This is a genomic window from Rhodococcus sp. WY5 (assembly GCF_018588185.1).
Lineage (GTDB): Bacteria > Actinomycetota > Actinomycetes > Mycobacteriales > Mycobacteriaceae > Rhodococcus_F > Rhodococcus_F qingshengii.
The window spans coordinates 1621860-1641450 of the sequence record NZ_JAAMPR010000001.1 but is presented as its reverse complement, the minus strand read 5'-3'; the positions used below and the strand labels follow the sequence as shown (position 1 = coordinate 1641450).

Genomic DNA, 19591 nt, shown 5'->3' with positions numbered 1-19591 from the left:
TCATTTTTCCTTCGTGTTGGAGCTGGAAATTCGTGCAGCAAACAGATTCAGTACGTTTGCAGTTATTCGTTCGGTGAACGGATCGTGATGGATCAGCCCGTTCACCCATTCGGTGGAACCTGCGTTGAACACGGAGCCGAGACCTCGCTTGTGACAGGCGACCATTCCCGATCCGTATTCGAGATCACGAAGGTGATCTGGAGGCTCACTGCCATAGAAGCATTCGATGATTCCCTGCACTTCGGCGAAAGGCGCACCGATCGGAACTTTCCCGTTCCATTTGTCCCGCGAACCCGAAACTGCCGGCGCCATCGCGATGATCTCCAGATCCTCGGGAGCGCCGTCGACGCCGGTCGCATACGGCTGGCCCTTCCGGAACGTGAAATCCACGCCGTCCATCTCGAATCCGGCAACACAGATCGGGGCGATCCCGAGGTTGTCTCCGTAGTACAGGTCGGTTCCGTTCAACGCCCAATGATCCGGCCGGTATACCGTGAAACCGCCCGAAGACCTGGGAGTTGTTGCACCGTAACGATTGTAGACACCGGCCATGCCGGTCAATCCCATCGTCCACGCCCCCGGTCGGGCAACCTCGGGCGAATCCCACGCCGTCGTCACCCGGGTCGGGTCGACTTCTCGCATCGGATCGTCGAACGGATTCTTGTAACAGACTTGTGCGTCGTTTTCGAGGCGTACCTGCCACAGGAAGTTCCCGCCGAATCGCGCCAGACCACCACCCTCTTCGACGAAATCATCTATGCGGTCACGCATCTCCCAGGACCAGTACTCGTCGTGACCGACGACAACTGCGCATGAATATCCATGCAGCGCTGACGGATCGTTATGCAGATCGTGTTGTGTCACGTGGTGGACGCGGAACCCCTGCTCTTCCGCCCAGACCGTGAACGGCCTCTCGTAAGTGGCCCAGAAGGCGTCCGCATGGTGACGCGAGTAGCCGTTCACCCACGCCCATTCGTACGGCGGGTGACGGGGTATCCATCCGATTCCCGGTGTGTCGGTGTGGATGTTGCGTGCTGCGCCCTCGGGTTTGCGCAACATCCCCCGCGCGACGGGACGCTGCGTCGAGGAAATCGGTGTCGGCACATCGCCGGAGCCGTCCGGAACACCTCGGTAGTGGTTTGCCCCACCCCAGTCGTTGTAGGCCAACATCGTGCTGGTGGTGTGAATGAGTACGAAGTCGGCATGCTCGGGTTCGCGCGCCTTGACGACGAAGAAGCCCTCCCGCTCAATAGTCACCCCTTCGTGGAGCATCCGGACCAGAACCAAGTACATGCCGGACGTCCACTTCGGATCTATCTCGACGGCAAGGGATTCCGACCAGTCGCAGCCCACTGCGTACGCGTCGGCAGGCGTCTGCTGCTGCTTGCCCGGCAGACCGACGTATTGCGCGACCTGTTGCGGCCGGGCGCCGTCTCGAACAATTTCGAGGTCGTATTCTTCTGCGGTGGTATGCACTCGGATCGAGACGGTGTCACCACCGAAGTACGAGAACCTGTCCGCATAGACCCATATCTCGGGAGCGCCCGGAACAATTCCGGGACGTTCGACCAACCCTCCGGGGACCGACCATGCGTATTCGCTCATGCCGACAACTCCTCGACCGAGTGTTCACGTACGCGCATCCCGCGTCCCACGCCGAATGCGAAAGCCAACAGCAATGGCACTGCCAACAAGAAGTTTTGCGCGGTGGTCAACCCGGTCAGGTCACTCATGTTCATCAAGAGGTATCCGAGCGCGACGATCAACGCCACTGCAGCGAGCGAGGGTGCAATCAACCTCTGCCACAGACCTTCACCGCGAGAATCCTGCGAGAAGAACCTGAGCACGGCGACGGAAGTGAGAACCTGCAACACCAGCACACCGATGATCGTTGGTGTATTCGTCCACACGACTACTTGGGTGTACGGGTCTGCGGGCGTCAGCGCAAAGCCGGCGATTGCCGCGAATACCAGTGCGCCTTGTGTGATTCCGGCGACGCTCGGCGTTCCAGTGGTCGGCGAAACCCGTGCAAGCGCGGCAGGAAAGACTTTCGCGCGCCCCATGGTGAGCAGATAGCGACTGCAAGCATTGTGGAGGGCAAGGCAACCCGCGAAGAAGCTCGTGACGATCAACAGATGCATCACGTCGGTCATCATGGAGCCGGCAAATTCATTGTTGAGATCGAAGATCAGCTCGGACGGGTCACCGCCGAGTAGGTCGCCCATCCGACTTGGGCCGACGGCCTGCACGATCACCCAAGCACAGAATGCGTAGACCACGGCCAGAACAGTGACTGCTGTGTAGGTCGCACGCGACACTGTGCGTTTGGAATCGACAACTTCCTCGCTGTAGATCGCCGTCTGCTCGAAACCGACGAAGGAGGTGAAGGTCAACACGAAGACGCTCGCCAGTCCGGCTGTCATGAAGGTCGACGGCGAAAAACTGTCGAGCGACAGTCCTTCGTGGCCGCCTTTCAACAGAACCGCCACACAGAAGACTGCGAGGACGCCGAGCTCGAGCGCCATCAAAACGGCCAGCACCTTCGCGCCGATATCGACCCTGCGATATCCCACCACCACGACCAGAACTGCGACCGCCAATGCGCAGGTGTAGACGGAAACGGTTACTCCCAAGAACAACTCGATCGTCGACGAGAGAAAGATGCCGCAAGCGACGACGAATCCGATCTGGCCACCGAGATAGCCGATGTAAGCCAGCACAGAGGCGCCTGCGCCGACTGTTTTTCCGAGCCCTTCGGTGATGTAGGCGTAGAACGCGCCCGCGCCGCGGATATGCCTGCTCATCGCCGTGAAGCCGACGGCGAACAGTAGATAGACGATCCCGGGAACGACGTACCCCACCGGAAGCGCAGCGCCGGAAACCATCAGGCCCAGTGGCGCGAATCCCACCAGGATCGTCAGTGGCGCCGCTGCGGCGATGACGAAGAAGACCAGATGACGGCTGTTGATAGTTCCGGCGCGCAGGCCCGAGGATGACGTGAGAGAACCGGATTCAGAATGCGTTCCTGCACCGGGAGGGTCGGTTTTTTCGGTCATGGGGAGGCTCCGCGAGTTAAGGCAAGTATGCGCCTGCCTGGTCAGGTTTCCCGAGGTTCGCCCGAATTTCTCTCGACGTTCGCCCGGTGTTCCTAAGAGAGTGCCGAATCGTTTCACCAGTGTCAATACCTGCGCTGAAACGATTCGACGTTTTGTTTTGAGGTGCCCCTCACCGGTGCACGCAACATGCCGAAACGATTGATCGATAGGCTGGAGACAAACCGACCAACGAGTAGAAACGATCCGCAGTGGCTACCCCTGTTTCGCCGACGCTTCGTGATGTCGCCAACGCCGCCGGCGTCGCGGTGTCCACGGTCTCCTATGCACTCAACGGCAAGGGCCGGGTCGACGCGGCCACTCGCGCTCGGGTTCAAGAGGTTGCCGACCGCCTTGGATACCGTGCCAATCGGTCGGCCCAGAATCTCAGGTCGGGTCGGACTGCCACCCTCGGGCTGATGCTCCCCGCTCCCGACCAACTGTCATCGGCCGAGTACCTCAATTTCGACTGGTACGGGCGCGTGGCGACCGCCGCGACCCAGGCTGCATTCCACGCCGATCACTCACTCCTCCTACTACCGTCGATGAAAGATCCGAACGGACTGCGGCGCATCGAGATGGACGGCGTACTGGTCGTCGACCCGATGGTCGACGACCCGCGCGTCGAGGTTCTGCAGAAGATCGGAATCCCCTCTGTCGCAGTGGGTCCTGGACAATCCGGGCAATTCGGATACTCCACCTCGCCGGACCTCGTCTCCACCACGGAGACTCTTCTGAACCACCTCGCCGAACGTGGCGCAAGGGACATTTTCGTCCTCACTCCCGGAATGCATTCGGAGTGGACCCGCGCAACGACTTTCGCTTACTTCGAGTGGTGCCGCGCCCGAGGCGTGGCACCACGCACCAGCGAGGAATTGACGTCGTTTCCGGGCGCCAGCACCGTCGAAGGCCTCATCGGCGCCGCGTATGCGGCCACCCGCGAGGCCCTCGACTCCTCGACTCCGCCGGACGCGATCCTGTCGTTGATTCTCGGTTGCGCCCCGGCAGCGGCGCGAGCGGCCCTCGATCTCGGGCTGTCGATTCCCGGTGACGTCTTGATTGCACAGGACAGTGACGAACCCGCCCTGCTGGTTTCCCAGCCCCCGATCACCGCATTCGACTTCTTCCCCCAAGAACAGGCGGCAGCGGCCGTAGATGCACTGTTGGCTCTGGTCAACGGTGACGAATCCCCAGTTCAGAGCTATACGCGTAGCGAACTCCGTGTGCGAGCGAGCACGGCCCATTCGCTCACACCATAAATTCACCTGGCACCGATAGACTGATTTCCGAATTATCGTCCGTCGCCTGCCGAGAGGAATCAGGTCATCGCGCACCGCTCCCGCGACCGCTTGGCCGGGTATCTCGCCGTAGTGCTGGTCTGTGCACTCGCCCTCCTCGCATCTGTCAGCAGTGCGACCGGCCTCGACCGCGACGTCGCTCCGGTCCGCATCGCCTACGCCGCGGCCGCAGACACTTTCGGCGATCTGTATCTTCCAGAAGGATCGGACGGTGACCTGCCGGTCGTCGTACTCATTCACGGCGGTGGATGGGCCCAGAAGAGCAATCTCGAATACGCGGGCGCGTGGGCAAAAACCCTGACCCCGTACGGAATTGCGGTCTGGAACATCGAATACAGACGCGTCGGCGGTCAGGGTGGTTGGCCGACCACGCTCTCCGATACCGTTACGGCCACCAACGCCCTGGCCGGCATCGTTCAGGAAAAGGCCTCCGGGCGACTGGATTTGAGCCGTATACACATCGCCGGCTACTCCGCGGGTGGACAACTTGCCGCCTGGGTCGCATCGCGATCCCAACAGGGTGCAGACGCCCCGGAACCAAACCTCTCGGTGCCGGTTCGCTCGACGACGATCATGGCCGGCGTCTTCGACATGACGCTCGCCGCAACCGCGGGCAAAGATCGATTTGTTCGAAACCTTCTGGGCGGCATGCCTACCGATCATCCCGATCGCTACCGCATCGCATCACCGATCGAGCACCTCCCCACCGGCCTCCCCGTCACGGTGATCCACGGACTCGGAGACAAGGTCGTGTCGGTCGAACAGAGTCGGCGCTATGCCCGTGCCGCCCGAGCAGCAGGCGACGTGGTCGATCTGATCGAACTTCCCGGCGTCGGCCACGGCGAGTTCGGCAACCCGACGACCGACGCCTGGGCTACCACCAAGCAAGCAATAATCGGCCACATAAATGCCTCTTGAGCAGGTAATACGGGCCACAGTGCTCTCAGCCGCTCGAAATAGAATTAGCTGAAACTCAATCGATGACGTACGGTGGGGTTATCAGAGGGCAGCCGTCAGTCAGGCAGCCGGTCGCTTCGCCCGGAACAACAGTTCCAGTATTCGTTCCAGGGGCAGACTTCCAGTTCGGTGCAAATCCGCGCCTTTGATCACTACGCACTTTCATCAGTCCCGCAGATTGTTGACCAGGCCGAAGGCTCCGACGGAGTCCGCCGCCAATCGCGTACCGACTGCACCAGTATCAACATGCGCTACACACCGCACGGGCCCAAAGACCCTGCGGTTCAAAGGAATACCTTGATCAACACCATGATTCACCCCGACGACACGAACAACCAGACGAACAGCAACTCGACGAACGGTCTACGGATCCCGACTACTTCGGGCCGGATCCGCGAGCGCGGTATCGAAATCGTCTGCACCCTCTACCGTTGCAGCACCGACGAAGCCGCCGAGCTGTTGCTCCGACATTCTCAGACCAACAACCTCAAGGTCACCAGCCTGATCAAAGCGCTTGTCGCCCTGATCGACGAAGACACGTCCGGCACTGGTTACGGAAGCAGTAACACGCTGGCGTCTCACTTCTGGCTGCGTGAGATCAGAAATCTCAGCCAGGCCCACCGACGCAGCGATCATTTTCATCGCCATCTCGTCGGCGCGTAACCGGCGCTGAACGACAACTGACCTGAAACGACAGCTGGGGCAGTACACGGAAATCGTGTACTGCCCCAGCTGTCGTGTTTTCAGTTGTCAGGCGGAAGCCGACTCTCGGCAGTCAGGCGGAAGCCGACTCTCGGCAATCAGGCGGAAGCCGATTCCTTGTTCAGTCCCTGCTGAGCACTGTCGGTATCGGTCGCCTCGTCCACGTGCTGCGGAGCGAAGAGCAGGCACACGATGCTCAGGATGCACATGCCGATCAGCAGTGCGATGACCGGCCAGATGCTGCCGGTTGCCTTGTACATCAGCGTCGACACCAGCGGTGACAGTCCGCCGAAGATAGCGCCTGCACCTTGGTACGCCAACGAGATGCTCGTGTAGCGGGCCTGCGGCTTGAACATCTGTGACAGAACAGCGGCGATCGGACCGTACGTGGCCGCCAGCACCAGTCGCATGACAGCGAAGGTCAGGAAGATCAGGAACACTGATCCGGATTTCAGCACCAGGAACTGCGGCGCTGCGAGAATCGCGACTGCCGCAAGGCCCCAGATGACGACGCGGACGCGTCCCACCTTGTCGCCGAGCCACGCCACGCCGAGAGTCGCGATCAATTCGACCACTGCAGCGACACTGAGCGCGTTGAGAATCAACGTCTCCGACAATCCGACATCGGGGTCGGTTGCGTATGCCGTGATGAAGGTCGTCACGAGGTAGTAGCCGCCGACTGCGACGGGCAGAATGCCGATGCCCAGGATGATCGGGCGCCAGTTGGTCACCAGCGCGTACTTGAGCGGGAGCATTTCCGGTACGTCCGCGGACTTCACCTCGGATTCGAAAACCGGGGACTCTTCGACCTTCAGGCGAACGACCAAGCCGACGAGGATCAGCAGCGCCGAGCAGAGGAACGGCAGACGCCAAGCCCACTCGCGCAGAGCGTCGTCGCCGAAGGTGGAGAGAATGCTGAAGAAACCTGTGGCCAGGAGCGCGCCGGCCGGGTTGCCCAGCTGAGCGAAACCGCCGTAGAAGGTCTTCTTGTCCTCGGGTGCATGCTCGACGGCCATCAGGACCGCGCCGCCCCATTCGCCGCCGACGGCAAAGCCCTGGACGAAGCGGAGCAGTACCAGCAGTAACGGCGCCCAGAACCCGATCGACGCGTAAGTGGGCAACATGCCGATGAGGAACGTGCCTGCACCCATCAGCGTCAAAGTCACAACCAATGCGGTGCGTCGGCCCATCTTGTCACCGACATGGCCGAACACGATTCCGCCGAGCGGGCGAGCGAAGAAACCGACGGCGTATGTCGCGAACGCCGCCGCAACGCCGGTCAGGCGGTCGGTTCCGGGTGGGAAGAAGATGTCACCGAACACCAGGGCGGCTGCCGTGGCATACACGTAGAAGTCGTACCACTCGATAGTTGTACCGACGAAGGCTGCAAATCCCGCCTTGCGGGCCTTCACGATCTGTTGCTCTCGGTTCATTACTTTTCCTCGGTGGTCGAAGTGCTCGACAATAGGTGGTTATGACCTGAATGTGCGAGTTCGCCGTCGATCCAGGTCTCTCGGACCTCGATCTGCGCAATCGCGTCGGCCGGAACCTCGAGGGGATCCGCGCCCAGAATGACGAAGTCGGCCCGCTTGCCGACCGAGATGCTGCCCAGCTCTGCTTCGCGGCCCAGCGCACGCGCACCGTTGAGGGTGTGAGCCTGCAATGCCTGGTCGGCGGTGATGCGGAGTGCATCGGAGCCGAGCTGATGGCCCTGACGCGTCACACGAGTAACGGCTGCCTGAATTGCTTCGAGCGGCTTCGGCTCTGCGACGGGGGCGTCGGAGCTGATGGTCACGGGAACTTCGGCAGCGATGAACTCGCCGAGCGGGTTGAACCGCTCGCCCGGAGTGCCGATCGCAGCGGTGACGCCCTCGCCCCAGTTGTAGTAGTGCTGTGGCTGGTTCACCGGGTAGACACCGGCCAGGTTCATCCTTGCGATCTGCTCGGCCGTCGGGAGTCCGCAATGCTCGATGCGGTGACGAGCGTCGGCGTCGGGGTGAGCCTTCTGCGCAGCTTCGATGGCATCGAGCACCATGTCGATGGCGGTCGGTGACTGAGCGTGCGTGGCGGTCTGCAGACCCACCGAATGTGCCTTGGCAATCAGCTCCGAGTAGTCCGCCGGCTCGTGGTAGAGCTGCCCGGTGCGGCACGGGTCGCCCACGTAGCCGTCGGGGAAGTATGCGGTCCAGCCTCCGAGTGTGCCGTCGGCGTAGAACTTGATGCCCCCGAACGCGAGCCGCGAATTGCCGAAGGCTCCGTGCATTCCCGTGTCGATGACGTGATCGAGGAGGTGGCTGAGCATGTACATGCTGACGCGGGTCTTGAGCTGATCCTGCTCGGCCAGACGCAGGTACATGTCGAATTCACGCCGGGTCACCTGGCAGTCACCGATGGTGGTGACGCCACCGGCCAGGAACTTGTCCTGAGCGACCGACAGCTGGCGAAGGTGCTCTTCCGGCTCGTCCTCGAGATGGAAGTTGGGGCCGTGATGGCCGACCTTCACTCCGTTGACGCCGGTGAGAATGTTGCACGCGGCGTCGGAGAGCTCACCGGTGAGTTCGCCGTCTTCATCTCGGAAGAACTCGCCACCGGCCGGATTCTCGGTGCTCGCGTCGATACCGTGCTTGTCGAAAGTGAAGGAGTTGACGACGCCGCCGTGACCGCTCGCGTTCATGAGGTAGACCTCGCGATCGGTGGCCACCTGATCGAGCTCTTCCTTGAGCGGGTGACGCCCTTCGATCAGGTTGCGGTGCTCGTAGCCGTATCCGCGAATCGGGACGCCCGCAGGTGCTGTGAGCGCCGCTTCCTGAAGTAGCGCAATGATTCCGGGGATGGAATGTGCCTTCTCCGGCCCACAGTCCACCCAGCTGAGCATCTGCCCGTACATCAACGGGTGTGCATGTGGATCGACGAAGCCGGGGACGACGGTGGCGCCGTCGAGTTCGACCACCGCGGTTGTGCGAGTGCTCAGCCGACGCGCCTCCGTGCGGCATTCCTCGAGCGTTCCCACCGCTGCAAAGCGGTTTCCGAACACCAGGAACGCTTCGGCTCCCACCGTGCTGTCGTCAACGGTGTGGATCTTGGCGCCGGTGAAGATCGTGCCGGTGGCGTCGAGAGGCGAGGCTTCGTGCGTGTGCAACTTGCGCATGGTGGTCCTTCGTCGAGATGGTGGTGCAGGTCACTGCGTGTTGAGCGAAAACTACGCCCTGACCTGGAGCTATGCAATGCATCAAAGTTTCAGACCAGGCGGTATACAACTTTTTTGTATGAGTTTTCGAGCATTTCTGCACTTATCCACATCATCCATGGCCACATGCGACTGTTCTAATAGGAAGCTCATACAGAAAAATCTCTGGAAAAGTTGGGGCAACCATGACGGTCGATCTCGATTCCAAGCTCATTGCCGCACTTCAGCGCAACGGGCGAGCGACGTACCGCGAACTGTCCGTGGCGGTCGACGCCCCACGAGCGGCGGTGTCCACCAGAGTGCAGGCGCTACTCGACTCGGGAACGGTGTCCGTAGTGGCCGTCGCGCACCCCGAACTTCTCGGGCTGAAGGCGCTTGCACACGTCTCGATCGCAGTGTCCGGACCGATGACCCCGGTGCTGGACGCGTTGATCGCATCCGAGGCCGCCGTCTACATCTCGGCAGTTAGCGGGCAGTACAACGTGATTGCGGAACTTCGGGTGCCCAGTCACGACGATCTGTACCGTGCCATCGCCGAACTCCGCTCACAACGTGGCGTTCGATCCGTGAGCACGCTGGTCTACGTCGACGTCATCAAGGGAATCTTCATGCCCGAGACCGCTTTACAAGCCGATATCCGACTCGACTCGACAGATGTCGCGTTGATCGAACTGCTCGAGCGCAACGGGCGAATGCCCTTTCTCGAGCTGGCCGAACACACCGGACTGTCGCCGAGCGCCGTGCGCAACCGGGTCAATCATCTGATCGCGAGCACGGCACTGCGCGTCGGCGCTGTCGTCAAGCGGCGAGGTGGTGGCCGAACGCTGGCAATGGGCATCGGCGTCAATCTGGGCTCACGGGACGACAACGCGGTATCGGAGATCGAGTCGCTGCCCGGAATCGAATTCCTCGCCCGGACCCTCGGACGATACGACGTGATCGCGACGGTTGCCGCCAACTCCTCGAGCGACCTGCATGCGCTGTCCGAACGAATCCGCGGGATCGACGGTGTCAGCGGCTTGGAATCTTGGGCACATCTCGAGGTATTCAAGGAGCACTACGCCCGCAGCCTGGACGTACGCGGGTAATTTCCGAGTCATTGACCCACTTGGTCGGGCACGCTAACCTCGATCAAGTCATTGACCCACTTATCCGAGGTGACATACATGGCCGATTCCGGACGCAAGGTAGACATCGTCGCCGCGGCGATCGAGGAGGCGATCTCGACCGGTCGATGGCCCGTCGGATCAAAACTCCCGCCGGAGACCGCATTGGTCGAAGAATTGGGAGTCGCCCGAAACACCATGCGCGAAGCGGTACGGGCGCTTGCCCACGCCGGAGTTCTGTCCGTTCGTCACGGTGGCGGCGTGTACGTCATGGCGGCGTCGCCGGTCGAAGGACTACTCGGGCGCAGGCTCGCCATAGGTGACGTTCTCGACGTACTGAGCCTGCGACGCGGACTCGAGGTCGAAGCCGCGCGACTTGCAGCGCAGCGCCACACCCCCGAAGATCTCGCGCGGATACATGCAGCCTGGAATGCCCACCCCGGTCACGTCGGCGGCTTCACTGTCGAAGCCGGCATGGCCTTGCACCTTTCGATCGTCGAGGCGTCCCACAATTCCGCACTGATCGACGTCTACCGGGGAGTCCTTGCCGCCGTGACGGATTCGCTGTCCGCCGTCAGTGTCGGTCCAGGTTTCCACGTCGACGAGCACCGACCCTTGATCGCTGCCATCGAGGAACGCAACCCCGGCGAAGCAGCGCGTGCGGCAGGCGCAGCGCTCGATACGGTCATCGACGCAGTCGAAAGGAGCTTGTCGTGAATCGGGGAAACTGGAACGGTGCGGCATATTCCCCTCTTGCCGAACAACTCTCACCTGCATCGACAGAGGTACTGCGCTCGATCGGGCACGTGAGCACGGCGTACGACGTCTGCGCCGGAACGGGGAACTTTACGCTCCCGGCGGCCCAGTCCGGGATCGCGGTCCACGCACTCGACCTCTCCGCCAGCCAGCTGGAGGTCGCGCGCGAACGCTGGATTCCTCGCCCCGGAACTACCGAACCCACTTTCACGATCGGCGATGCACAGTCTCTGCCGTGGTCGGATTCGAGCGCCGACGCCTGTGTCAGCATCTTCGGGATCATCTTCTGTCCCAACCCTGCGATCGCCCTCGCAGAGATGATGCGGGTGACCCGCCCGGGTGGAAGCATTTGTGTCGCAACATGGTCGGAGAACGGGTGGGCAGCAGCACTCCGAAGGGAGGCCGCCTCTGCGTGGAATGGCATCACACCACTACCGACGACATGGTCGAGCCCGAGCGAATTCGAGAAGGCAGCAGCTGGATTGGAGTCGGTGAGCTCGGCCTCGCACCTGCTCGAGTGGCAACTACCAGCCGGTTCGGATCCCGCCGAGGAACTGTGCGACCAGGCGCCGGCGTTGAAGAACTTTCGCGAGGCGGTTCGAGGCGCAGGGAATTGGGCTTCGATGTCAGCGCACCTCCGCTCGACGCTCGCACCCTATCTCAGGTCGAGCGCGGCCGGCCCCGTCGCCACCAGCGAATACGTCCTCCACACGGGCACTGTCCCGAACTCTGACACCGCGCTCTTCCGAACGCGCGGGTAACCCTCTTTGCCGGATACGGTCTCTTCACCGTCCACCGAACCGAAGAGGCCCGCTTGATGTCTGAATCGAACTCCCTACCTGAATTGAAGCAAGCATCGCAGCAAGCATCGAAACAAACCTTGTCCATGTCCGTCCTCATGACGCCGGACATGTCAAACTTCTCGGGCAACGTGCACGGCGGAACGATTCTGAAGTTTCTCGACCAGGTTGCCTATGCGTGCGCGAGTCGATATGCCCAGACCTACGTCGTGACTCTGTCGGTGGATCGTGTGGTGTTCCGCGAACCGGTGCATGTCGGCGAACTCGTCACGTTCAGCGCTTCCGTCAATTACACCGGGCGCACCTCGATGGAAATCGGAATTCGAGTCGAAACCGAAGACATTCTTCTCGGAAAATCTCGACACACCAATAGTTGCTATTTCACGATGGTGGCGATGGGAAGCGACGGGAAACCGGCTGAGGTACCCCAACTCCGGCCGACCGGAACAATCGCCAGGCAGCGTTTCGAGGCCGGGCGTCGGCGTCGTGAACTGCGCAGAGAGAACGAGCTTCGTGAACAGTCCATCCGGGCCGCAGTTCGGGACTTAACGCCCGAACACGATGACTGAATCCAGTCATATTTAAGTTATAATCTTATGCATTAAGCTGATCGAGTGACTTCGAAGGCACGGGAAAAGTATGACGTTGTGATTGTCGGCGCGAGCATCGCGGGATGCGCGGCCGCAATCATGTACGCCCAGCAAGGTCTGCGGATAGCGCTTCTCGACGCTCGCTCCGACATCCGGGCGCACAAAGTCCTGTGCACTCACCACCTGCAACCGTGCGGTGCCCCGATCTTGCAACGACTCGGCGCCACGGAAAAACTGCTCGCCCTGGGAATGGTGGAAACCGTTCCGACATTCTGGACCCCGTGGGGAATGATCACCCCTGATGCCGCAGAGAACTCACCGCCACCTGGGTTCAACGTCCGAAGGGAAACTCTCGACCCCCTACTGCGCCAACTCGCGAACGACTACCCGAACGTCGACCTTCTTCTCGGGCATCGCGTTTCCGGACTGCTGACCGAGAACGGCACTACTGCAGGCGTCTACGGCACCGAACAGGGTTCGGCCTTCACTGTCGGAGCACGATTGACCGTCGGAGCAGACGGCAAGGATTCGACCGTCGCACGATCCGCTCGTTGCGACTCCGTGACTGCATCCAACGGGCGTTTCAGCTATTTCGCCCAACTCTCCGGACTCGAACGACCCGGCGGAGAAACGTCATTGTCGTGGTTCATGGATCCCGACGTCGCCTATCTGCTCCCCAACGACGGCGGAATCAGCGTGCTGGTCGTCTTCCCTGCCCTCGACAAGCTCGGCTCGTTCGCTGACGACCTGTCTACTGCTTTCCTCGAGTACGCCAACGCATTACCCGGCGCTCCGCTTGTTCGGCGAGAGCACATCGTCGGGAAGATCGTTGGTACCAAACACTTCTCCACAACCCTCACCGAACCCGTAGGTAACGGGTTCGCACTCATCGGCGACGCTGCGGCAACCAACGACCCGTTGTGGGGTATCGGATGCTCGTGGGCACTCGAGACCGCTCAGATGCTGGTCGATGCGACCGCGCACATGCTGACGGAGACGCCGGCAGACACACTCGACTCACATCGGAACGTGACCGCTGCATTGACCGAATACCGTAGCGCCAGAGCAAGTATGACGAATCACATCGACTACATGAGCGGTTACGCCGGTGGGCGAAAGTTCACCGCGATCGAACGTCTGCTCATCTCCGCGGCCACCCACGACCACGACGAAGCCCGAAGGTTCTACTTGTTCGGTTCCCGGTTGATACCGGCCGAACAGTATCTCTCGACTCGCTCGGTCGCGCGGGCAGCACAAAAACATCTCAGGCACCGTCTGCGTCGTAGATCTGTGGCCGGGACGTAATCTGACAAGCGTTTTTTCGGCGCCGGCAACGGGGAACCCTCCGATCGCAACCGAGTCGGAGGAGCGACCATGCGTGCACACATCGCCATTCCGAGTGAATCGACTTGTCACAGGTACGTAGTCGCCGTCGCCAGCTCCACCTTCGCCGAATCGGTCATCTGGTGCGACGGCCCCGCGTTCGACGCAGTACTCGTTCTGGGCAGCGAGATTCCGCAGCACAGTGGCCACCGAGCCGTACTCGCCTGGAATCACTACTTCGGGTGGGCGCTCGGCGTGGAAACGACACCGGATACGTCGTTCGCCGTTGTCGAATGCCTCGGTATCGGGAGAATGCCGGATCCTGAACTGTGCGCCGACCGCGCTGTCGAGTTGATTGCCCAGGCGGGTAGTTAAGGAACTCGTCGCGCGGCGCACAATCCGGCGGGCATAAGATCGAGCGCGAGTTTCGCACGCCCGACGAAAGAGAGCCCGACATGGACCCGCTGAACAGGCCTGCCGGTCAGCTGGCTCTCGAGAACGAACCGGACGGCAGGGCGACTTTGCGGGCGCGTCAGACGCCCCGCAGTGAGCGTCGCAAGATCGGGAAAGGCCTGCGCAAGCGAGTGGCGCGATCGTCGCTCGGCGACTGGACGCCCCCATCCGATCGACGTGACCCGGTCGATCAGGTCAACACGGCACACGAGGGAAGACTCGACTGGTTGGTTCCGATCCGTGTGGGGCGAATGGTCGCTTCGCCATACGGATTCCTGCGCGGTACCGCCGGATTGATGGCAGAGGACATGGCGCAGCTGCCGTCCACCGGCATCACTCCCGTCATCTGTGGAGATGCGCACGTCGGAAACTTCGGGTTCTACGGATCTCCGGAACGCGAACTTGTCATAGACCTCAACGATTTCGACGAAGCACATCCCGGCCCCTGGGAATGGGATCTACGAAGGCTGGCTGCGAGCATCTGGGTGGCCGGTCGGCAGAACGGTCTCACCGAAGCTCAATGCGAAACAGCAACAACCTCGTGTGTGTCCGCGTATCGCCTCCACTTGGCGAAGCTCTCCGAGCGTCCGCTGTTCGATCGCTCCTTCGACCGGGTCGATCTCGACGGACTCACCGACCACGTCACCGATCCTGGGTTGCTGGCCGAGATCAGGCGCGCCGCGGAGCGCGCCCGGCGGCGTACGAGCGACCATGCGGTGCCGCGGTTCACCGTCGAGGATCACGGACGGCGCCAGTTGGTCGAGAACCCGCCGCTCACAACACGACTCACGCCGCAGGACACCGACTTCCTCCTGGAGGGTCTGGACGAGTATCTCGAAACCCTTGCACCACACTGGCGCCGAGTCGTCTCGGGATACAACGTCATCGACGTCGCGCACCGGGTTGTCGGAGTCGGGAGTGTCGCTCTGCGCGCCTATGTGGCCCTGTGCGAAGGGAGCATCCCGGACGACGTCATCTTCTTGCAGCTCAAGCAGGCTCGCCGATCCGTCGTTGCACCCTTCGTGCACGGTGACTCGGCCTGGCACGACCATCAAGGACGACGCGTCGCGGAATACCAGCAGGCTCTCCAGACAGTCAGCGATCCACTGCTCGGGTGGTGCACCGTGGACGACCGCCAGTACTACGTCCGTCAGTTCCGGAACATGAAAGGTTCTGTGGACCTGAACAATATCGATGCAGCGGCCTTGACCGACTATGTCGCGATCTGCGGTCGCCTACTGGCCAAGGGACACGCACGAACCAGTGGCGCGTCACTGATTTCCGGTTACCTGGGAACCTCGGACGCGGTCGATACCGCCCTCACCCGGTTTGCTCGGCTCTACGCCGATCAAACCGAACGTGACCACGACGCTCTGTGCCGGGCGGTATCGGCCGGTACGATCGCCGCGGAGCCGGGAATCTGATCCCTCACGCCGCGACGATCCTGCCCTGCTCGAACTTCACTCCTCCCCAGATTCCGGTCTGGCCAGTGGCAGAGGCGAATTCGCGACACGATTCCGCAATCGGGCACCTGTTGCACACGTCGGTCGCGTAGTCGTATCCCTCGGACGGAAAGGGAAACCACCGGTCCGGCTCGGGGTCTCCTCGGCATTCCGCCTGCCACCACGTCCGGTCGTCCGAGATCGGCAAAAGCTCAGCCAAATTGGAGATTTCGTCAGCGCACATCACTGGCTCCCTTCGACTGTCACGTCCGACTCAATTCACGCCAGATCTCCTGCTGCACTTTCTCGATGCGCCGAGGTGCCTTCGGCTCCCACAGCAGCCGCATACCGGCCTCGGCCGGAGTGCGATCCGCCTTGCGCTGATTGCAGGAACTGCAGCACGCCACCAGATTTCCCCACGTGTTGGGCCCGTTACGGCTCCGCGGCTGGACATGGTCGATGGTCGTTGCCCGGGCGGCGCAGTACGCACATTGACGACCGTCCCGGTCGAAGACACCGGCAAAAGTGGCCCGACTGGAATCGGTGACCGTCACCCGGTGAGCAACGTACACGTACTCGGCGAGCAGGATCGTCCTCGGAAGTGGGATTTCGACGTGCTTGGAGCGCACCGGAAATATCGGGGTCACGTCTTCGGTGGACTGCGCGGAGCCGGTGGCGATCAGGACGACCGCACGATCGGCGCTCACTTCACCGAGGTACTCGTACGTGGCGTTGAGTACCCGGACGGGGCGGTTCATCCAACTGTGAGCAAGTGCGCGGTTCGGGTTCCGCATGAGAGTTCTCAGTTCGTGTCGAGGAGTGAAACTCCTGGACACGAAGACGGGTCAGGAGCAAATGCAAGAAATGGGGAACGGCATATATCCAGCGCCGCTCTGTTCCCCGAATGCGGGATGGGAAATACCGCGGGGTGAGTGCCCGCGCAGGTGCAACGCTTGCTTCCAGTCGCGCATGCCTGTCCCCTTCCACTTCTTGTTCTCGTCACCGGCTATTGCCGACGCTCATCATCACACGGAAGGCATCCTCAGCGATATCGATTTATCAGGCCGGAAGAGCCGTCCTGGAAATACCGCGGTTTGACGCCGGAACACGCGGCTTGATCGAATGAGCCATGACTTCGTCGTACATCGACCTACGCTCGGACACCGTCACCAAGCCTGATGCGGAGATGCGGAAGGCGATGGCCGACGCCGAGGTCGGTGACGACGTCCTCGATCACGACCCGACCATGGCGGCGCTCGAGGAAGAGGTGGCGCACACTCTGGGTTTACCGGCGGCACTGTGGGTGCCGAGCGGATCGATGGGCAACCTGATTGCGCTGATGCTGCACCTTCACCGCGGCGATCAGTTCCTGGCACCGGAACACTCTCACGTCTTGGGCTCCGAATTGGGCACCGCTGCCTGGCTCGCCCAGGGAATGCCGATGGCGTTGCCGCACGACGGCGGACCCGGACGTCCCACCCCCGAGACTGTCGTGAAGGCGGCGGGCTCCCCCGGCCCGTACTTCGCGTTGAACACCACGCTGCTCTGTCTCGAGAACACTCATAACTTCGCCGGCGGTGCCGTCATGAATCCGACCGAATGGACGAAGCTGGTCGACGCAGCGCGATCACGCGGCTTGAAGATTCACCTCGACGGCGCCCGTCTCTGGAATGCCGCTGTTGCACTCGATGTTTCGCCCACCGAATTGACTTCCGGCGCCGATACCGTACAGGTGTGCCTGAGTAAGGGACTCGGTGCGCCGGTCGGCTCGATACTCGCCGCATCACCCGAATTGATCACCGAAGCCCGAAGGATCCGCAAGATGCTCGGCGGCGGCGTTCGTCAGGGCGGAGTGCTGGCCGCAGCCGGCATCGTCGCGTTGCGCTCACAAGCTCGCCTCTCCGACGATCACGACAACGCGCAGCGCCTCGCGTCGGGGCTTCGTGAACGCGGTTGGGCCGTCGACGAACCTGCCACCAACATCGTTCTGGCCGCGACAGCTGATCCGTCGGTCACCGTTGCTCAGCTCGCCGGTGTCGATGTCGGCGCGGTCACCGTTGCCGGGAAGGTTCGGTTCGTGACGCATCGCGACGTGAGCACTGCCGACATCGACGCGGTTCTGTCCAGAGTAACCTTCTGAACTACGCCACCAGGGGTTGAACCTCCTGCGCGACAAAGCGAATGAACTCGCGGACATCCGGCTCGTCAACAGTCGGTTGGAGTACCACGGTGGTTGCACCTGCTGCAACCCATCGCCGTGCTGCTGCCGCGACTTCGGCCGCGTTGCCCACGGCAATCGCATCCTCCGGCGACTCGCTACCGGACGCTGCGGCCTCGGCAAGGGCGCGCTCACGACCGCCGGAACCGAAAGCACAGATGACGTAGACGACGACCTCGTGATCCGACGCCCCGATGTGAGCGATCGCCCGACGCACGCCGTCCGGGGTCGTCCCACCCGAGAGCACGGTGCCCTGCGCCAACTCGCCACTGAGCGCCAAAGTCTTTGGCCCCGTGGCGCCGACGAGCAACTGCGGCACCGTCTCCGGTGGCCACGCCAGCGTGACGTCCGTGAGATTCACGTATCGACCGGACACCGTCACCGACTCACCGCCCAGTAGCCGCTCGACTGCTCCGAACTGCTCCCGCAGGAGGGTCAACGGCGATTCGGCTTTGGCCCCGATCTGCCGCATCCAACTCTGAACGCCGTGACCGAAGCCAACCCGTAGTCGATCCGGATGAACTCTGGCCAGCGCTGAAATCTCCATCGCCGTGATCGCGGTGTTGCGCATCGGGGTCGGCAGCACACCGATCGCCACACCCACGCGATCGGTCTCAGCCAATACAGTTGCAGCAGTGGCTATTCCTCCGCCGAAGAAGCAGTCTTCCCACAACCAGACCTCGTCGATACCGACTTCGTCTGCATACCTGGCATGTCGAACCAGATCTTCCGGAGATTGCTCCGGGCGCACGACGACGGCAATCCGTGCGGCGCTCATGCCGTCACCAGAAACGCGGCGATCTCGTCGGCGGTTCGACGGCCCTGTTCGCGGCCGAGTTCGGCTGCGGGGCGCCTGGTTGTCGGTGAAAGCGAGTTCGTTCCGATCGCTTCGACGACGGCGTCGTCGGCGAAGACAGGCAGCACGGGCAAGGGCGTCATCACGTCGATTTCCTCTCGTAGACTGCCGCCCAGAAGATTCGGGGCGGGGTCGGCTGCGGGTGAAAGAACCACGACCACATCGCAGTCGGCAGCCAGATGAACATTCGAGCCACTCGCCATTCCGCCGTCCATGTACCGCTCGCCCTCGATCACGACTACCGGCCACACCCCTGGTACGGCGCAACTTGCTCCGACTGCGTCGATCAGTTCTACGCCGTCAGCGTTGCCGAACACCCTCAACTCACCGGTCTGTGCGTTGATCGCCGGGATGCGCAACTCCCGGTCGGGCCACAACCGATTGGGCAGCCTCGCCTCGATGACCGCGCGACGCACGGCAGGTTCGACGGTATCGGCTCTCATCGCTGCTTCGCCGAGCAAACGGAGCTGCTCGGCCCGGTCCTGCGATCCTGCGATCGCGTCGACGAACATCTGACCGAGTACCTCGACATCGACCTTCGGGTCGAGCTCCCCGGTGGCCTCCGCTGTTTGTGCGTCGAAAAGCTCTTGCAGTGTCACGCCGCTCGCTATCTGAGCGCTCACCGTGGAACCTGCGGAAGTGCCGATCAACACGTCCGCCGTCAGCAGCGCAGCGGCAGTGTCCGGTGATTTGTCCTGAAGGCCCAACAGAAAACCTGTTTCCCAGGCGATTCCCGCAACGCCGCCACCGGCAAGTACCAACCCCAATTTCACGCCGTCCACCTCTCGTCGATCGTGATCCGTGCCCGAAG

General features: G+C 62.0%; 19 protein-coding genes. 11 read left to right on the top strand and 8 right to left on the bottom strand.

All coding sequences use genetic code 11. The annotated features are described in order from the left end of the window. Positions 1–1605 carry a N,N-dimethylformamidase beta subunit family domain-containing protein gene (locus G4D79_RS07475; RefSeq protein WP_099697173.1) on the bottom strand — a complete coding sequence of 535 codons (1605 nt, stop codon included), beginning with the start codon at positions 1603–1605 and terminating at the stop codon, positions 1–3. Continuing rightward, positions 1602–3056, bottom strand: coding sequence for an APC family permease (locus tag G4D79_RS07470; RefSeq protein WP_099697174.1), 1455 nt, complete (start codon positions 3054–3056; stop codon positions 1602–1604). Before G4D79_RS07470 ends, G4D79_RS07475 begins: the two co-directional genes overlap by 4 nt. A 248-nt stretch (positions 3057–3304) precedes the next feature. Here G4D79_RS07470 and G4D79_RS35210 point away from each other — a divergent pair, with 248 nt between their 5' ends. The 3 genes from G4D79_RS35210 (at position 3305) to G4D79_RS07455 (ending at position 6010) form a co-directional block, all read left to right on the top strand. Next, positions 3305–4351 carry a LacI family DNA-binding transcriptional regulator gene (locus G4D79_RS35210; RefSeq protein WP_065455046.1) on the top strand — a complete coding sequence of 349 codons (1047 nt, stop codon included), beginning with the start codon at positions 3305–3307 and terminating at the stop codon, positions 4349–4351. Between the two features lie 90 nt (positions 4352–4441). Continuing rightward, the gene (locus G4D79_RS07460) at positions 4442–5308 is read left to right on the top strand and encodes a S9 family peptidase (RefSeq protein WP_225320177.1); all 867 of its coding nucleotides are present in this window, start codon (positions 4442–4444) and stop codon (positions 5306–5308) included. A gap of 336 nt (positions 5309–5644) precedes the next feature. After that, positions 5645–6010 carry a hypothetical protein gene (locus G4D79_RS07455; protein WP_007730475.1) on the top strand — a complete coding sequence of 122 codons (366 nt, stop codon included), beginning with the start codon at positions 5645–5647 and terminating at the stop codon, positions 6008–6010. A 137-nt stretch (positions 6011–6147) separates the two neighbouring features. Here G4D79_RS07455 and G4D79_RS07450 read toward each other — a convergent pair whose 3' ends face one another. Together G4D79_RS07450 and G4D79_RS07445 are read right to left on the bottom strand one after the other, a co-directional pair. Further along, positions 6148–7482 (bottom strand): MFS transporter, encoded by a 1335-nt coding sequence (locus G4D79_RS07450; protein ID WP_050656991.1) that lies wholly within the window; start codon positions 7480–7482, stop codon positions 6148–6150. Next, positions 7482–9197, bottom strand: coding sequence for an amidohydrolase (locus G4D79_RS07445; RefSeq protein ID WP_030536127.1), 1716 nt, complete (start codon positions 9195–9197; stop codon positions 7482–7484). Before G4D79_RS07445 ends, G4D79_RS07450 begins: the two co-directional genes overlap by 1 nt. Before the next feature lie 224 nt (positions 9198–9421). Here G4D79_RS07445 and G4D79_RS07440 point away from each other — a divergent pair, with 224 nt between their 5' ends. The 7 genes from G4D79_RS07440 to G4D79_RS07410 all read left to right on the top strand — a co-directional run bounded on the left by G4D79_RS07440 (position 9422) and on the right by G4D79_RS07410 (position 15688). Beyond that, a complete protein-coding gene (locus G4D79_RS07440) occupies positions 9422–10324 on the top strand; it encodes an Lrp/AsnC family transcriptional regulator (RefSeq protein ID WP_007730473.1) in 903 nt (300 codons plus the stop codon). 78 nt (positions 10325–10402) lie between these two features. Next, positions 10403–11059 carry a FadR/GntR family transcriptional regulator gene (locus G4D79_RS07435; protein WP_030536128.1) on the top strand — a complete coding sequence of 219 codons (657 nt, stop codon included), beginning with the start codon at positions 10403–10405 and terminating at the stop codon, positions 11057–11059. Beyond that, positions 11056–11859, top strand: coding sequence for a class I SAM-dependent methyltransferase (locus G4D79_RS07430; RefSeq protein WP_058038368.1), 804 nt, complete (start codon positions 11056–11058; stop codon positions 11857–11859). The genes G4D79_RS07435 and G4D79_RS07430 overlap by 4 nt, the downstream gene beginning before the upstream one ends. A 125-nt stretch (positions 11860–11984) precedes the next feature. Continuing rightward, entirely contained in the window at positions 11985–12467 is a 483-nt protein-coding gene (locus tag G4D79_RS07425) for an acyl-CoA thioesterase (RefSeq protein ID WP_030536130.1), read from the top strand. Positions 12468–12512: 45 nt separating this feature from the next. Then, a complete protein-coding gene (locus G4D79_RS07420; RefSeq protein WP_235867758.1) occupies positions 12513–13793 on the top strand; it encodes an NAD(P)/FAD-dependent oxidoreductase in 1281 nt (426 codons plus the stop codon). A gap of 69 nt (positions 13794–13862) precedes the next feature. Continuing rightward, on the top strand, positions 13863–14186 hold the full coding sequence (locus G4D79_RS07415) for a DUF6292 family protein (RefSeq protein ID WP_019745820.1): 324 nt from the start codon (positions 13863–13865) through the stop codon (positions 14184–14186). A gap of 80 nt (positions 14187–14266) precedes the next feature. Next, positions 14267–15688 carry a DUF2252 domain-containing protein gene (locus tag G4D79_RS07410; protein ID WP_047269369.1) on the top strand — a complete coding sequence of 474 codons (1422 nt, stop codon included), beginning with the start codon at positions 14267–14269 and terminating at the stop codon, positions 15686–15688. A gap of 4 nt (positions 15689–15692) precedes the next feature. On the opposite strand, the gene G4D79_RS07405 is transcribed toward G4D79_RS07410, so the two are convergent. Next, positions 15693–15950, bottom strand: a complete 258-nt coding sequence (locus tag G4D79_RS07405; protein ID WP_003943196.1) for a WhiB family transcriptional regulator — start codon at positions 15948–15950, stop codon at positions 15693–15695. 19 nt (positions 15951–15969) lie between these two features. Further along, complete coding sequence (locus G4D79_RS07400; protein ID WP_099697175.1) at positions 15970–16500, bottom strand: HNH endonuclease; 531 nt, start codon at positions 16498–16500, stop codon at positions 15970–15972. A gap of 335 nt (positions 16501–16835) precedes the next feature. On the opposite strand from G4D79_RS07400, the gene G4D79_RS07395 reads away from it, so the two are divergent. After that, a complete protein-coding gene (locus G4D79_RS07395) occupies positions 16836–17846 on the top strand; it encodes a low specificity L-threonine aldolase (RefSeq protein WP_058038371.1) in 1011 nt (336 codons plus the stop codon). Between the two features lies 1 nt (position 17847). Here the strand turns inward: G4D79_RS07395 and G4D79_RS07390 are convergent, their stop codons facing one another. Together G4D79_RS07390 and G4D79_RS07385 are read right to left on the bottom strand one after the other, a co-directional pair. Then, positions 17848–18702: an LLM class flavin-dependent oxidoreductase gene (locus G4D79_RS07390; RefSeq protein ID WP_047269366.1), complete on the bottom strand. Its 855-nt coding sequence runs from the start codon at positions 18700–18702 to the stop codon at positions 17848–17850. Continuing rightward, the gene (locus G4D79_RS07385; protein ID WP_058038372.1) at positions 18699–19562 is read right to left on the bottom strand and encodes a patatin-like phospholipase family protein; all 864 of its coding nucleotides are present in this window, start codon (positions 19560–19562) and stop codon (positions 18699–18701) included. The genes G4D79_RS07390 and G4D79_RS07385 overlap by 4 nt, the downstream gene beginning before the upstream one ends. Between the last annotated feature and the right edge of the window lie 29 nt (positions 19563–19591).